Here is a 16,780-nt window from a genome sequence, read left to right as displayed (position 1 = left end):
GCGGAAATACACTACGCTTTCCGCGGGCTGCCCCTGAGCCTAATCCGAGCTGTCGCTCTACGTAGTCTCACCTAGGCTTTTCATCCCGCAGGAGTCTTCGTGTATTTCCTTCGCTAGTATAATGAAATGTTCGGCTTTGGGTTAAACAATTTAGTTACGTCCCAGCCTCTATTTGATTATTCAATTGCAGCGTTAACCTTTTCATTCACACCTTCCAAAAGCTCTTGTGGTGTTCCGTTTCCATGGATAGAATTATCTACTGCATTGGAAAGTTCGTTCCATAATAGTTCACCCTCTGGAATTACGGGACGATTATGTGAGTTTGGAAGTATATTGATAAATTCGCTAAAAATAGGATCGTCCTTATACCCTAGTTTCTCGTTAACGGAATCAATGACAGATAATGTTTTATATATTCCGTTATAGATCTCCTGCCCTTCCTCTGAACCAAAGAATTTAACAAATTCCCATGCCTCATCAGGATGTGGCGCACCTTTCGGAATAACAACAGCCATGCCGCCTGACCAGGAAGTGAAGTTATCTCCTGTTGGTGTTGGGATTGGTGTAACACCGTAGTTTAAATCTGGTTTATACTTTAAGTAACCAGAAATGCTCCAATTCCCACCAATATGCATAGCAAGCTGTCCCGTAAGAAATGGGTCCATTTCACCTGAACCACTCGAATCTGTAAAGCCGGTTATATCCTCCACATTATATTTCTTTGCATATTCAGTCATCCATTCAAGGGATTCTACTATTTTAGGATCATCAGCCGTTACTTTACCAGATTCCTTATCAAAGAATTCTCCGCCAAATGACCAGCCCCAGGAATAAAGCCAACCTTGGTTATACCATGGAATAAAACCAATTTGCTTAAATCGGTTCCCATCCTTAATCGTCAGCTTCTCAGCGGCATCTTCCAGCTCAGCAATCGTTTTTGGCGGATTTTCTGGATCTAACCCTGCTTCTTTAAATGCATCTTTGTTGTAAAATAACATGCGCGCATCTGTATCAACTGGCATAGCATACAGTTTATCCTGATATGTTGCCTCTTCCCATGCAAATGGATAATACGCATCTTTTGTAACCCCATCCTGCTTCGCGTATTCGGTTAGATCTGTTAATGCCCCCTGATCTGCCCATGAACCAACTTTAAATCGGTCAAACCAGGACACATCTGGCGGATTTCCTCCAGCTACTGCTGCTAATAACTTTTCATTTTGTGATTCATCAGCAGCGGTGTATACTGCATCTACCTTAATATCTTCGTGCTTTTCGTTAAATGCATCCACAACAGCATTAATCGCTTCCTCGCCAACTCCGGTATTTTCATGCCAAAACGTAATGGTCGTGACACCATCCTCCGACTTAGCCTCTCCCGATTGCCCATCATTTGAACATGCCCCTAGTGCAAGCGCTAACATAAGAGGTATAGCTAAAGAGGCTTTTTTCACCTTATCACTGTTAATTAACACCATTTTTCCCCCTTTATTTTAAGTATTAAAGCTAGCCTGTCCCTCCTTCCTCCCACCTTTATTAACCACAACTATAAAAAGTTATGAATAATAGCATTGTCAAAACACATAACAACTGAAATATAAAACCATTTTGATATATCAACATATTAACAATACAAATTATTGATGTCAATATATTTTTATTTTAGATTATTTTCAGAAACCTAAACAGTAGGTCCCTGTTTATGACGTGCAGGTGACGCAGCAGTAGAAAAAAATTAAAATTACAACCCAATAACATACGATTCTCGCAGCATTAGTAACAAGCGAAGTAACAATCTAAATAGCACACCAAAAAAGCTTGAGAAAGATGGTTACCCCCAAAAGTTAGATTTTTGACTCTAATTTTCGTGGTTACCCATCCCAAGCTTTTTGCTATACTATATTTATTTTTGCACGTATCTAGGACATACACTATTAGGCGTTTACATCTCGATTTAATTAAATATCAATATCGGCACGTTCCAAAAGTATTTTAATAGATTGATTTGATTTCTTCAAAACTTCCGCGATATCCATTGTCCGTAAACGACGATCCAACATCAGCACACGTCCGTCAACCATCGTCATCACAGCATCAGATGCATTAGCTGAGTATACAATTCGTGTATAGATGTTTTCCCTATCATTTACTTCAAACTCATTCGGCCAGGAATGAGGTTCTCTCAGGTCGAACATTGCAATATCTGCCCTTTTGCCGACCTCAATACTTCCAATCTCATCCTCAAGACCGAGTGCACGGGCTCCGTGAATCGTACCCATTTCGAATGCTTGTTCAGCACTTGGCGGAATAACCGGATCTTGATGAAGACCTTTTTGGAGCAATGCGGCCAATCGCATTTCCAGGATGGTATCAAGGTTGTTGTTATCAGATCCATCTGGGCCAACACCAATGTTAACACCCCGTTCCAGCATTCTAGGTATAGGGGCGATACCCGATGCTAGATATAAGTTAGCAGAGGGACAATGGGCTAAATGACAGCCGTTTCTGGCCATGATATCGATTTCCTTGTTATCCAAATGGACACCATGAGCCAAAATAGTCCTTGGATTAACCAATCCGACGGAATCATAGTATTCTACTTCCCTCATACCAGTACGATCAATAATAATCTGTTCTTCTTCTTCGGTTTCCGAAACATGTGTGTGGACATGTGCGCCATGTCTAGCAGAAAAATCTCCAATCATCTCCAAAAGCTCAGTTGTACAAGTGGGGGCATAACGCGGCGCGAAGCAATACCGAAGTCTTCCATCGTCCACGCCATCCCATTTTTCAAAAAGTTCAACACTCTCACCGAAAGCAACATCTGTCGGTTGGACCATGATAGATGGTACGTCTACACCGGGTTGTTCCCGGTCGATCATAGCCTTCCCTGCAAAGCCGCGGATACCTGTCTGGGACATTGCCTCAAAGCAGCTATCTGTATGAAAAGTGGTCTCCATATCGTAGAAAGCTGTTGTCCCATTCAGCAATAACTCGGAAATACCTAACATACTGGACCAAAAATTTGTTTCAGCATCGTGCGCAGCCTCAAGAGCCAACGTAACATCCAACCATTGTTCCAGTGTCCGGTCAGACACGAGGTTCCGTTGCAGCGTCTGAGTAAGATGAAGATGGGTCTGGATTAACCCAGGAGTTATATGCCGGCCATTTGCATTAATAACTTGATCAACTCTCCTTCTATTAATATGACTAAGGTCCCCAATTTCTTCAATCCGTTTCCCAACGACAAGAATGTCTTGATTATATAAAATGTCTCGATCCCTGTTCATAGTCACGATGGTTCCACCGCGAATCAATATACGCTTATCTCTTCTTCGTCTCTCGGCCATGAAAAATCCCTCTTTCTTTTAAATATGAAAATGTCATTTATCCAATAACTCATTGTTATACCACGGTCCATTATGTTTTACGGACCAATCGTAATCCCAGCTTGCAGGTGCGGGCGGAATGCTTTGCGGAAAGTGAAAAACGTTATTTGGGTCATACTTCCGCTTCACACGCATAAGTCTATCTGCATTACCACCAAAATACGCTGTTAAATAATCCTTGATCCTAGAATCAGGATTTCCAACATAGTCCCCCCCTGTATACGGAAGCAGGCGCCCCCGTAAGGCCTCCACTTCTCTTATTCGTTTTGACGCATTTTCATCCTCGATCCATTGGACGGTATACTGAAGAAAAAATTTGTCTTTACGGTAGTAGAACGCTGTGTCGGTCGGTGCTATATCTGAATAAGCCCCACCAAGAGAAAAGATCAGCACATTAAAATAGGGTGAGGTCGTATTTCGGAGCGTTTTTGTAATTGTTTTGATTGCTGCTGGCGGCAAAGTGTCCACTGCAAAAGCGCCGGGAGATTTGTATTCCGGCTTTTCGGAAATAAAAATAGCAGTTGACTCATCAAAAAGCTGAATCGCTTCATTCCAATTTACTAACTCGATCTCTTGATTACTTGGCCTTCCAATATTCAAAAATGGTGATAGTTCTTTACGGGCTTCTTCCGGAGGACCATAATACACCCCTAGAACTTTGATTGGCAGTTTATCAAATTGATCAGTCGGAAATGCCTTTGACCATAAATCCAGATGTGAAAACCACCTTCGATCTGCCTTTGAAAAGAATTCCTGCCAAGTATCGATCACTTCTTCAATAGGCTGGTTCCAATCCCACCCAATATTGAACCAGGTCACCGGTTTCGCCGGAAAAACCTTGATTGTTATGGACACAACAACACCAAAGTTTCCCCCGCCACCGCCGCGCAATGCCCAGAAAAGATCCTTGTACTTATTGTTTTCCGTAGCACGGATCAAGCGTCCATCTGCATCTACAATTTGTGCAGAGAGCAGCGTATCACAGGTAAGCCCATGTCTGCGGAGCAATGGTCCCATACCCCCGCTTAACACAAGTCCAGATATGCCAACATCCGGGCATGTGCCCCCAACCTGGGTAAACCCTTCCTTGTACAACGTTTCATATAGTTCCTGACCGGTTACTCCAGGTTCCACTATGGCGGTACCTTTTGATTTATCGAGGGAAACACGCTTCATTTCACTGACATCAATCACGATGACTCCAGTTCCGGTTGAAAAGGATTCATGATTATGTCCGCCGCTTCGTATACGTATCGGAACGTTATGACAACGTGCCCACCCGATGGCATTTGAAACATCTTTCGTATTTTGGCAATATACGATTATAGAGGGAAACTTATCCTGAGAAGTAAAAAAGTTATAATCTAAACGGGCTTCATTGTATTCGGGCGCTCCTGGAATAACAATACGCCCGGTAAGGTCCGGGCAAGGATTTCTTTTGCGCTGATCCATGATAACTGTCCTCCTTCACAACATCCTGGTTGTAATTATATGCGACATTATCCTATTGGTGTACGATATCACTTTATTAAAAATGGAGATAATAAAGACTTAAGTTTAGGACATCAGGATAGCCCATTTTTTGTTTGATTTTTGTTATGTGGGTAATTTCGTTTTTATTTCGTTCATTTGGATATATGCCTCCTTCACTATTCTGCGTTAGTTATAAAATACCCTGGATTTTTTGAACTAAAGTTGGCATACCAATAACACAAAAAAACACCTAAACACACGTTGACAATAGCTGTCAAAATGTTATTTCAGGTGCTATCTGCTTTACTATTTTGGATTTATTTTCTTTAAAAACTCAATAAAAGTATGCAAATTCAAAAGCTATTTACACTGTTTCCCTACACGGAACAGCTTAAGTTTATTCATGGGTCCCATGTAACCTATCCATTCTTGTAGATTGACCTTCCACTAATTCAAAATCAACTTTGCAATCAACCGGTTCTTTATCTCCATGCAACTGTTTAATTAACAGATCTACCGCGTTATATCCCATTGCCGATTGATTTTGCCGTATATGGGTAAAAAAAGGTTTATCTATATAGGTATTTGGGGAATCAAAGCACACTATCGAAATATCCTCTCGATTCTTTATTTCAAGTGTTTCAAGTATGTTGGATAGGAAAACGGCAATTTCGTATTCACTGCAGATATACGCTGTGATTGTGGGATTACCTTGAATAAAGCGAAGCATCCTGTCATGATCCCTTTCTTCATAAGCCTTAGGGTCTTCGCCATGCAAATTAACTGGCATGGTACTATGAATATCTGTCAGAATATACTCTTGATTTAAAGGGACACCTCTTTCGGAAAAAGCTGCTTGAAATCCTCTAAATCGTTCTTCAACGGAAGAGGTACCTTCTACTGACGGGGATATGAATGCAATATCCTGGTGTCCACCATCCAATGCTAATTTGGTTAGCTGCTGCATTGCTTTTTTATTATCAATAGAAACCGAACTTGCTGGTATACCTTTTAAATAACGGTCAATTAGAACTAACGGATATTCCTCAACAACCAATCGCAGCAATTCATTATTATAATGTGTCCCCTGCACAGGCAGTACAATAATTCCTTTTACTCCCATTTTAACAAAGGAATGGATTGCCTTTTTTTCTTCCTCTTTCAAGCCAAACGTTCTTTTGATGATAAGGTTATAGTGATGTTCTGAACACCTTTTCTCGATTGCCTTCACTATATCGAGACCATATGTATCTGTGAAATCGGGTATAATTAATCCAATTAACTTATGATCGTGCTGCTTTTCGGGCTTCGATGTATCTTCTTTGGAAGGGATGTTAAAATTCGGAAGGTTCTGTGATACATAGGACCCTTTTCCCTGGAAGCGGTCAATAACATTTTTCTGAGAAAGTAAATCCAGCGCCTTTTTAGATGTAATTCTGCTTACATTAAACTGTTTAGCCAATTCTTCCTCTGTAGGGATTTTATCGCCTTGCTTCATATCCCCTGCTTTTATTTTATCAAGTATATAATTGTATATTTGTTCGTAAAGACTACTCATTCAATCCATCCTTAATAATTTGTTATATTCATTATAACAACTATAATAAGTTAGTTCAATTTCAATATAGGGTAACTGTATTTATAGCTGTATAGACACCAACCTTCATTAACGAGGTTACATGATGTTTACTAACATGTCATTTTTCCTACTATTTTAACATATTTTGGCGGAGCATGGAGTCCATTCAGTCTGTCACGATGTTTCCACAATCACTTCCCTACCTTCCTGCCTGTCACAAATGCTACAATTAATACAGGATGCTTGCTTCAGCATTTAATACGTATATTTATTTTCCAAGCTGAAAAAGCTAGCACTATTATGGTAGAGGAGTGGAAAAAATGCGACAAGATCAATTGGAAAAAATGAAGAATGGAAAAGGGTTTATCGCTGCACTGGATCAAAGTGGCGGCAGTACACCAAAAGCACTTGCTGCTTACGGTGTTTCAGAGGACAAGTATTCCAATGAGGATGAAATGTTCGATTTAGTCCACGAAATGCGGACACGGATTATTACGTCCCCTGCATTTGATTCCGACTATATTCTAGGAGCCATTTTGTTCGAACAAACGATGGATCGTGAAATCGAAGGCAAATACACTGCAGACTACCTTGCTGAAAATAAAGGCATTGTACCTTTTCTAAAAGTTGATAAAGGTCTAGCCGAAGAGTCTAACGGTGTGCAAATGATGAAGCCGATTACCGACCTTGACGAAACACTAAGAAGAGCCAATGAGCGCCACATCTTCGGTACAAAAATGCGCTCCGTAATTAAAGAAGCCAACCCAGATGCTATCAAGGCAGTTGTCGATCAGCAATTTGAGATCGGCAAACAGATTATCGCGGCGGGCCTTGTACCAATTATTGAGCCAGAAGTGGATATCAACAGCCCAGAAAAAGAGAAGTGTGAGGAACTCCTAAAAACTGAAATCCTTAGCCATCTTGAAAGCCTCCGCGATGATGAGCCCGTCATGTTAAAATTAACGATTCCGACAAAGGCAAATTTATACAAAGACCTGATCGATCATTCGAAAGTTGTTCGTGCAGTAGCACTATCTGGAGGCTATTCCGCGGATGCTGCTAACGAAAAACTTAAAGCAAACGACGGTCTTATTGCCAGTTTCTCCAGAGCATTGAGCCAGGATTTGAATGTCAATCAGACCGATGAGGAATTTAATGCTGTACTAAAGGATGCTGTAAAGGCTATTTATGAGGCATCTGTTTAGAAAGTAATCCCAGATTTACGATTTAACTGATTGATTGTCATAGCATTAAAATAATCCCTCTCTCGCATTAGCAGGCAAGTGAGGGATAAGCATATTGGAATGACGAATCAAGCTATGATAATCAGTTTAATGCAACAGTAGAAACCCTATTATATAGGGGTACAATCGTGAACTATTAATTTCTTAAAAAGCGGGCGAAGAAATGATTGTGGAAATACTGGCTGAAAAATATCGAGGTAGTTCAATTGGTGAAGTTGATCAGGTAATTTAGTGTTGAAATAAAGAAAGTAATATTGGTTAGAAATAAATTAAGGTGCTATCACTTGTTAAATTTCGGCAAGTAACTGGCACCTTTTTAACCTTTACACGTTGTCATAATTTGCAATGAACTATTAACGAAAATGTATTCTCCTCCTAACCTCTTAATCTAGTTTATTTGCTAGAATAGTATCTGTAAAATTAAAAATTCAACGAGGAGGATACATAATGGAAAACAAGAAACGTTCGATTAAAAAGTATATTATAACAACGGGTTTTGCAGTGTCACTCACATTTACACCAGTTGTCGCAGGTAGTGTTTTTGCACAGGCTGCAGTACCGGATGACAGTACTAGCCAAAATAATACAACTGGAAATAAGTTAACTGATAATAAGCAATCCCCGACTATTACCATTGGTTCAGGTTTTATTTCAGAAGGCGACAGAGGGAAAGCTGTTATTAGTCTGCAATCTGCTCTAAATGAACACAGCTACAATTTGGCTGTTGACGGAAGTTTTGGTCCCATAACGGATAATGCGGTAAGAGATTTTCAACAAGATAATGCACTTGCAGTCGACGGAATTGTTGGACCGGAAACAAAGAAGGCACTCCGTTCAGCTTCTAATACAGAAGAAGAGGAGTTGACCATTGTAGAAGCACCAACCCCAACAGAATCTACAACAGCAGAGGCTTCTAACATTGTTTCGATCGCCGAAAGTCTGGTTGGTAGCCCTTATACGTTTGGAGGAACAACACCTGAAGAAGGGTTTGACAGCAGTGGTTTCATCAACTACGTATTCGATCAGGCAGGCATATCGTTGGAAAGAACACACGCTCAAATGTGGAAAAATAATGGAACACATGTAGATGAACCAAGCCCTGGCGATGTTGTATTTTTCGAAAATACGTATAAAGATGGTGTATCTCACAGTGGTATTTATATTGGCAACAACCAAATGATTCATGCAGGTACAGAAGAAACCGGTGTTGAAGTAACCGATCTGGGCTACAGCTATTGGGAAAGCCGCTACATTGGTGCAAAATCATTTCAGTAGATAGCCTCCTATTATCAATAGAACTTCTTCCAGTTGAAATTTCGTTGTAATTTTCAACTGGAAGTTTTTTAAATTGTACCAAATATTAGGTTGAATATTAGGTTGTGAGATTAACCCTAAATACCGTAACGAAGCATTTAACATGGAAGAAAAACACGGTATGTACAGGTCCAGTCCTTTAATTATAGCACCATAAAAAACCTTGCAGAGATGAACGCTACAAGGTATCTGAAATAGACTATTTAACTCATTTGGCACTAATACCGAAGCTCTATTTGAAAACAAAAAATCAAAACAACCTACTCTTTTGGCGCTAATTCAATCGCCTGTCTTAACGCCTCAAGCATACTTCTTTCATCAACAACACCCGTTCCCGCTATATCAAATGCTGTGCCATGGTCGACACTTGTTCGTATGATTGGCAGTCCGACTGTTATATTCACTCCAGCTTCCAGTCCTAGTACTTTGATTGGCCCATGTCCCTGATCATGATACATAGCAACTACAATATCAAAGTCACCGCGTTGCGCCCGGAAAAATAACGTATCAGCCGGAAGTGGTCCTTCTACATGAATACCTTCTTCTGTTGCTTGATCAATGGCAGGCATAATTTTTTCTTCCTCTTCTCCATAACCAAATAACCCATTTTCACCAGCGTGTGGATTAATTCCGCAAACGCCGATTTTCGGCTCAGTAATACCAGAATTAGTAAGCGTCTCATGGGCTAATCGAATCACATTATATACACGTTTAGGTTGGATCATGTTAATGGCATCGATTAGACCGACATGGGTCGTTACATGTATTACCTTTAATTTGGGTGAAGACAGCATCATAGAAAAGTCCTTTGTATTTGTTAATTCAGCTAAAATTTCTGTATGCCCAGGATAGATATGCCCACCCTTGTGCAAGGCTTCTTTATTCAATGGTGCTGTACAAATGGCATCAATACGTCCAGCATTCGCAAGTTCAATTGCAGTACGCAAATACTCGAATGCCGCATGCCCCGCTTCCGGTGATACTTCTCCAAAGGGAAGATTTTCTGGAAGGATATCTAAATCGAAACATGCAATTTCTCCATATTCGGCAGAAAAGTCGGATTCTGCGTCTATTTCCTTGATTGTCAAATTCATTTGTAAAACTTCTGCTGCTCGTCTTAACATTTTCGCATCACCAATCACAATTGGATGCGAATTCTCATATACTTTTTCGCTTTGCAGGCTTTTCACAATAACTTCTGGGCCAACTCCTGCAGCATCCCCCATCGTAATTCCTATAATCGGTTTCTTACTCATAATTTTGACCTTCCTTCAATTCAAGCATGGCATGATAAATAGAATTTTCTCCTCCAAATGCACCAGCTTTTGTTACTATAGTATATTCCCTATTGGTACCAATCAATGTACCGAGCGGAATCCCCGCTTCCAGCTGCTTAATCAGCTGGAAGCCTATTCCACCAAGGTTTCGTGAAGTATCTTTGGCGGTATCTCCACCTGTAAGAACCAATCCTTTCAATTCCTTGTTCCTTTCCATCACACTTGCTGCAACTTCACCAATAGCCCCGGAAATTCGCTCGCCTATTTCGTTACTGGATAATTTCATATCGCTTCCAATTTGCTTTATCTTTTCTCTTACCTCTTGATTCGACGGAACATACAGTACAATGTCATCGCCCTTATCCAGACCTTCCAGTATTTCTTGAACATAGCCATTGCCTGCATGATTCCATTCTTTTGTGAAGATTTTTGATGTATCTATCTCTACACCTGTTACGTTTGGTTGTTTTAACGCATATTCTACTTGACTTTTGTTTATTTGTGAGAGGCTGCCGCAAACTGTCATGACCTTGTTAGATTTAGCAAAAGAACGGCTAGCTGTGTCTTGGCTTAATCCTAATACATCCGGAAGCACTTCAGCTAATCCGGCCGAACCAGCCCAGATTACGTTCTCTGAAATTGCTGCCATATTCCGCGCAGCAACCTTCAAATCATTCTGCGTCTCTGCATCACAAATAATATACGAAACATCGTCTTTTCTAAATGAGCTAATTTTTTCTTGAAAATTCTCCATATCAAAATCTTTTAAAGTAACTAATCCAATTTTTTGGCCAATTTCCTTTTCAAATATAGCCGGTATAAAGGCTTCAGTTACAGGATGCTTAGGGTCATTTGATATTTCAGTTTCGGATATTCTTACGCCGTTTACATAGTGAATACCGCCTTTTGTTGTTCTCCCTAATGCAGGAAATGCCGGGGCAATAAAGACAAACTCCGGCTTGAATACTTCGTAAAGTGCTTGCAATTCGGTACCTATATGCCCCCGCAAAGTTGAATCCATTTTTTTATAAATAGTTGGATAACCAGCTTCTTTTAGAAACCTACCTGCTTGCATTGTGACTGAGGCAGCTTGTTCCTTGGACAGTGCACGTGAATTTGTATCAATTACAACCCCACTATCAAGGTTATTCAGATTTCCGGGAACATCAAATAGAACAGAGGTATTCACACCTTTTTCTGTAAGCTGTACCCCACTATCATTTGCACCTGTTAAATCGTCTGCAATTATTCCTATACGTTGTTTCATGTTGATTCCTCATTTATGACCAAATTTATTTAATTACGTAATCATCTGGTATCTTAGTACCTTTTTTCTCCAATCGTTTAACAAGATAACCGATATAGATTGGGAGCAGAATTGCCGTCGTTACCGTTGATGCTGCAACTTGCACTGTAGCCAGATCCACATGTGATGCAAAACCTGCACTAGCGGCCGCAATAGCTGCTGGTGTTGCAACCGCGTTACCTGCTGTCGATCCTTCCGCAGCACCAGCAATTGGATTCCATTTAAAGGCTTTAAATACGAAATAACCAGCTGTACCTGTTAAAAATACAGTTGCCAATCCAAGGATAACTCCTGACAATCCACCTTCAATAATTGCTACAAAATCAATACCCATACCTAAAGAAAATGCGAAAAAGGGAATTAACATCGAGCTTCCTTTGTCTAAGAAAGCCCTCATTTCCTCATCTAAGTTCCCCAATACCATACCGACGATTATAGGTAGTAATACAGCTATAAATGAAACGAACGAAAATAATCCGTCTACAAATCCCATGGCACCAAAAATAGACAACGCTACCATAGTAAAAAATGGGCCATCATTTAATGCAAGTAATGAATATGCCGCACGGTCCGTTTTATCACCATATTGACCTACAAGTGCCACATATAAGCCCCCGTTACTGTTTGTCATGGCGGCAATGATTGCAATAGGTGCCAGTCCTAACCAAAGACCATTCTCTCCCGCAAATATATAAGCTATTAAACCAATTAGTGCACCTACTAACCATTTCGTTGTTAACAATGTTGCCCCTTTTCCAAGACTAACCCCTACATTACGGAAATTAATTTGTGCGCCGGTACATAATAGAAATAGCGCAATAAGTGTACTTGAACCATCTACAAATAATGCCTGCGTGAAATTCCCAATCCTTAGTAATTCAGGTGCAACAGTATTAAGTATTGCAGCTAGCAACAGCGGCACCACCATCATACCACCCGGAATTCGTTCTAATGTTGCTTTAATTTTCATTTTCATCCCCCTTATCCATAATATAGTATGTTCAATTTTTAAACACTCATTAAAAATAAAAGCGTTTTCATCTATTATAATAAAATAATATGATATAAATTGCAACAATAATTTTGGGTTTTCAACATTTTTCCATGAAAAAATCACCTAATTGTTGCATTTTTAAACATAAAAAAAGAAACCTCCATCGGCCCCCTCATTTGCATTATTTGTGTAATGTCATTGTACATGTAACAATTTTATTTGTAATTAAACGACTTAATTGTCACACAACATTATTGCCGTAACCTTCGCCATAACGTTGATCGATTGATACCTAATCGGTCCGCTGCCTTCGATTGATTGTTACCTTCCTCCTGCAACACCTGTTTAATAATCCGTTGCTCCATTTCCTCTAATGTTCCATTAATTCGCAGGGTATCATCGTGGGGCATTGGTTCAACATTATCCATCAGTTCCTTCACATGTGAAAGCTCTATATAGTTTGCTGCAGTCATCATACTTAATTCCCTTGTCACACTTTTCAATTGTGTAAGGTTACCCGGCCATTCCCATTGCTTTAAATATTCTACAGCTTCTGCTTTCATCCCGACTGTTTCATTACCACTTTCAGCATGAAATTCTGTCAGAAAATAGTCGACAAATTCACCAATATCTTCTTTCCTAGCTCGTAATGGGGACAAGTGCAGCGAATTCACCGAAAGTAATTGATAAAGTTCATCTTCTATTAATCCGTCATGCATAAGTTTATCAAGGAAATGGGTAACTATTACAATAACATTTAGTGTCTCAGGTAGATTCACTATTAGATTATTAATCATTTCCTGTGTTTCGATCGATGCTGACTCCACTCCTTTTAACAAAACCGTACCCCGTTTAATGGCGAATAACTTCGATTGTATTTTTTCTATCTCCGCAATTTTTTCTGCTTCGATTTCAATAACAGGTGCCTTCTGGCCAAAACGTTCAAAGTGTATTTCTTGAGCTACCGTGTGTTTACCTGCTCCTTTTTCCCCAATAATGCAAACAACCTCGTTTAATTTAGCATACTGTGCTATTTTACTCCTTAAACGCTTAGCGTGATCACTTTCTCCAATTATTGGTTTGTGCACCGCATGGTTAATTACCCGTATAGCTCGTTCCCTTGTCTTGGGTATTCCGGGGAAAATGGTTAAACCAACAATAGCATCCGGCTTATTAACCAAAAAGCCTTGTACCTCATATACAGTACTGCCATCTTCTATTTCTCCCCATTGAACCGATTCAAATTCCAATACCCGTTTACAGATATCGGTAACAGTAGGTAAGGCTATTATTTCAGCAAGGTTATTTTCTTGTTCATAAAGTAAATTTTTTTCTATTATTTCTCCGGTTTCATCCAGTAAAACTGTTGGATAAGGCAGGGAACGAAAAGTCTCTTGAAAATGATAGAAGTGATTATTCACTCTTCGGAAAAAGTTATAAACCCTTTTTCCTTCCTCCAATGCATCCGTTACTGCTTCTTTCCCTGATGTAATCAATACACCTCGTAAACCAACCTGTTCGGCAAATTGAACTGTAATAACATCCCCAATCACAACAGTGAAACCTTCTTTTTTTAATCTTTCTAAATGACCTTTTACCTCATCTCGGGATTTAATTGTAATCATCTTCACATCGAACTCTAATATGTTGCATATCGTAGCCGCCCCTTGAGAAATGTTAGCAAATCCAACAAGTGCAACACCGTTTTTAATACCGCGTATCAACGTAAAAACACGCAGCATGTCATACCCGGTTATATCTATATGTACTACTGGGATAGAAACTGCATCTTGAATCATCGTAGCCGTCCCACCACGACTGATAATTAAATCATACCCCTGTGTTTCTGCTAATAGTGCTGCCTTTACGCCTTCTTCCAGGTTGGCTATTGTAACATCCAGATGTATATTCCCTGGTGTATCAACTTTCTTAGCCGTTTCCGCTAATCCAGGATATGGAGCAATCAAAAGTGCTTTTATCATTATTTATCCCTCATTTGTTGCATATTTCAACAACTTTATTATTACATATTAAGGGAGTCATGTCATGTGAATCGCTACGTATACAGTGTCGGCATTAATGCTAGCACTCTTTTTATTAGGCTGTTTAACACGTTTATAACCTTCTCCATATGTACACTTTCTGTAATAATCGTTTCTTATTCTTTACGCGCTTTATGAATTTCAAAATCATCAAACTAAAATAAGACACTATGAGATTTTGCGCTGTAACCTTGAAGACATCTTCTTTCCATTTATCAACTTGATCATCATGATAAAAGAAAAATGGACAGATTCCTAAAAATCTATCCATAGAAAACTACCATTAATTTAAACATTTACCGCTTACTCACAGGGGACCTCAACACCGTTTTCAGCTTCGCAGGTTCAGTCCTCCGCGGATCCGACAAATAGATCTCCCGATGAATTTTGCTTGTTCGGGTAAAGCCATGCTCTGTACAATACGTTTCCATTCGCTCAAAACTCTCCGGCTCATCATCAAAGCTTCCGAGGTGCATCATTTGACAGCTCAATCCATCTGCCGCCTGTTCAAATCGTACTTTCTCAAGGTATGGATTCGTCTTTTTTCTTTTTGTCTGTTCCAAAAATCGTTCGAATCCTTTTTCTGTCAAAAAGTCAGGCTGGCGGATCATAATTGTGTATTTCAGATTGCTTTTATCCGTTGGAGGCTTTGAGCGATCGAGCAGATCCCACACGCCCTCAAGTGGAAAAACTGTATATTCATAATATCCAGCGGGCACTTCATCACTTTTATACGACATTCTTACTGCATAACTCAGACTGTACAAGGCCACTACCGCATTTGCAAATTCTTCGTCATTGGGGTCCCCTGAACCACTGATCTTGAAAAAAGGCATTTTGGGAACTTCCACAATTTCGGGTAGTGACTTTGGCATATAAAGATGCTTAAAATCTTTTTTATAATCTACTTTTTTGCCCAAAACCAATCTCTCCTTTGTATTATTTGCGACCAGTTTAACATGATTAATATGACAACTGTATGTCATATTAAAAAAATAATTTTCTCCTTTATTACACTTGAGTAGCATTCTTTCTAGTTGTCCACAACACGTTTCTTCTTTTGGCGCGCTCGGCAGCAGCAATCTATTAGTTTTACAAAATTCACGTTACTCAATAGAACAAGTTGGCCAATTTAACCGGACGCAAACAGTGTTTTGTGTCCGGTTAATGAATCAAGCGTAATAGGTTCCTATGTTCCTCGTTTTTCATACCACTCCAATGCCAGTTGTTCCATTTCCTTTATAAAAGGTTTTTTCGCCTTACTGTATAGAGCTGTATCATCATATCGCTGGGACAATTCTTCCTTCAAACCCCTATATCGCTCAACCTCGTCAGGGTGCGCTCTTAAATAATCACGGAATACCAGATGCCGTTTAATTTGAGGATTGTCGTATTGGTAAACATGAATATGATGCGTTCTATTTTCTCCGCCTTTGCGAAATAATCTTCTGCCATGTATCCCCCATTCACCAGCAACATCATATCCCAGCAAACGCATCTGGTCATTGAACCTATCAATTTTCCCGATGTCTTTAACAAGGCACATCATGTCAATAACAGGCTTTGCCGTCATCCCCGGAACAGAGGTACTCCCAAAATGTTCGAATTCAATTATCTCATCTTCAAAAATTCCACTTAAAAACGCTGCCTCATCCTCGAACATGTTAATCCAATTTTCATCGTACCTCGATAGCCGTACTTTCAAATAGATATCCCCCTAGTATTATTTACTTAAATATTTCTCATAACAAACACATTCGTGAACGCGCTTAAATTTACGCTTCATCAGCTCCCTATCTTCACCAACATAGTGCGCGAACCCTTGAACTGGATACAACTTTGGAACATCACTTTTTAGAGCTTCCTTTAATTCTTCTTTGCCATCCATATATACATGAAGATACGAATCTGCCATTTCAAACTGATTCGCCTCATACCACCTTCTTACCCATTCGTCATCCCTTGTCCAAGCTTCAAGTCGGTTAAGCCCAATTTTCCTGGACATCTCCTCAGCCTTCAGAAGTAGCCTTTTACCTATTCCTCTTCTGCGAAAATCTGGATGGACCGCTACATGCCATATCATTCCACCTAAGCCTGTAAAGCATCACTTTATTCCCTCCAAAAAAGGCTTACTTTATTCACATTTCTCCGGTGTGATCGCT

General features: G+C 39.8%; 13 protein-coding genes and 1 pseudogene. 2 read left to right on the top strand and 12 right to left on the bottom strand.

Features of this window, described 5'->3' with window-relative positions:
- Positions 1 to 176 precede the first annotated feature (176 nt).
- From IEV74_RS15165 to IEV74_RS15150, 4 genes are all read right to left on the bottom strand, one after another.
- A complete protein-coding gene (locus tag IEV74_RS15165) occupies positions 177 to 1,475 on the bottom strand; it encodes an ABC transporter substrate-binding protein (protein ID WP_229683211.1) in 1,299 nt (432 codons plus the stop codon).
- Between the two features lie 483 nt (positions 1,476 to 1,958).
- Complete coding sequence (locus tag IEV74_RS15160) at positions 1,959 to 3,350, bottom strand: amidohydrolase family protein (protein ID WP_188456223.1); 1,392 nt, start codon at positions 3,348 to 3,350, stop codon at positions 1,959 to 1,961.
- A gap of 33 nt (positions 3,351 to 3,383) precedes the next feature.
- A complete protein-coding gene (locus IEV74_RS15155; protein WP_188456222.1) occupies positions 3,384 to 4,841 on the bottom strand; it encodes an FAD-binding oxidoreductase in 1,458 nt (485 codons plus the stop codon).
- A 418-nt stretch (positions 4,842 to 5,259) separates the two neighbouring features.
- Complete coding sequence (locus tag IEV74_RS15150; protein ID WP_188456221.1) at positions 5,260 to 6,420, bottom strand: GntR family transcriptional regulator; 1,161 nt, start codon at positions 6,418 to 6,420, stop codon at positions 5,260 to 5,262.
- Positions 6,421 to 6,761: 341 nt separating this feature from the next.
- Between IEV74_RS15150 and IEV74_RS15145 the strand changes: the two genes are divergently transcribed.
- Positions 6,762 to 7,646: a fructose bisphosphate aldolase gene (locus IEV74_RS15145; RefSeq protein ID WP_188456220.1), complete on the top strand. Its 885-nt coding sequence runs from the start codon at positions 6,762 to 6,764 to the stop codon at positions 7,644 to 7,646.
- Positions 7,647 to 8,132: 486 nt separating this feature from the next.
- Positions 8,133 to 8,960, top strand: a complete 828-nt coding sequence (locus tag IEV74_RS15140; protein ID WP_188456219.1) for a C40 family peptidase — start codon at positions 8,133 to 8,135, stop codon at positions 8,958 to 8,960.
- Positions 8,961 to 9,259: 299 nt separating this feature from the next.
- On the opposite strand, the gene pdxA is transcribed toward IEV74_RS15140, so the two are convergent.
- From pdxA to IEV74_RS15100, 8 genes and pseudogenes are all read right to left on the bottom strand, one after another.
- Positions 9,260 to 10,255 carry a 4-hydroxythreonine-4-phosphate dehydrogenase PdxA gene (gene pdxA / locus IEV74_RS15135; RefSeq protein ID WP_188456218.1) on the bottom strand — a complete coding sequence of 332 codons (996 nt, stop codon included), beginning with the start codon at positions 10,253 to 10,255 and terminating at the stop codon, positions 9,260 to 9,262.
- Positions 10,248 to 11,543: a four-carbon acid sugar kinase family protein gene (locus IEV74_RS15130; protein WP_188456217.1), complete on the bottom strand. Its 1,296-nt coding sequence runs from the start codon at positions 11,541 to 11,543 to the stop codon at positions 10,248 to 10,250. Before IEV74_RS15130 ends, pdxA begins: the two co-directional genes overlap by 8 nt.
- Positions 11,544 to 11,568: 25 nt before the next feature.
- Positions 11,569 to 12,552 carry a 2-keto-3-deoxygluconate permease gene (locus IEV74_RS15125; RefSeq protein WP_188456216.1) on the bottom strand — a complete coding sequence of 328 codons (984 nt, stop codon included), beginning with the start codon at positions 12,550 to 12,552 and terminating at the stop codon, positions 11,569 to 11,571.
- A gap of 275 nt (positions 12,553 to 12,827) precedes the next feature.
- Complete coding sequence (locus IEV74_RS15120) at positions 12,828 to 14,558, bottom strand: PrpR N-terminal domain-containing protein (RefSeq protein ID WP_188456215.1); 1,731 nt, start codon at positions 14,556 to 14,558, stop codon at positions 12,828 to 12,830.
- Positions 14,559 to 14,691: 133 nt separating this feature from the next.
- Positions 14,692 to 14,889: a hypothetical protein gene (locus IEV74_RS15115; RefSeq protein ID WP_188456214.1), complete on the bottom strand. Its 198-nt coding sequence runs from the start codon at positions 14,887 to 14,889 to the stop codon at positions 14,692 to 14,694.
- Positions 14,890 to 14,914: 25 nt separating this feature from the next.
- Positions 14,915 to 15,538, bottom strand: coding sequence for a GyrI-like domain-containing protein (locus IEV74_RS15110; protein WP_229683210.1), 624 nt, complete (start codon positions 15,536 to 15,538; stop codon positions 14,915 to 14,917).
- Between the two features lie 269 nt (positions 15,539 to 15,807).
- Positions 15,808 to 16,323, bottom strand: a complete 516-nt coding sequence (locus IEV74_RS15105; protein ID WP_188456212.1) for a GrpB family protein — start codon at positions 16,321 to 16,323, stop codon at positions 15,808 to 15,810.
- An 18-nt stretch (positions 16,324 to 16,341) separates the two neighbouring features.
- A pseudogene (locus IEV74_RS15100) lies at positions 16,342 to 16,716 on the bottom strand (GNAT family N-acetyltransferase); the annotation flags it as partial.
- Between the last annotated feature and the right edge of the window lie 64 nt (positions 16,717 to 16,780).

Source organism: Virgibacillus oceani (genome assembly GCF_014638995.1).
In the GTDB taxonomy this organism is placed as follows: domain Bacteria; phylum Bacillota; class Bacilli; order Bacillales; family Amphibacillaceae; genus Virgibacillus_E; species Virgibacillus_E oceani.
The sequence above is the reverse complement of the archived record's forward strand: the minus strand, read 5'-3'. Positions and strand labels throughout refer to the sequence as shown.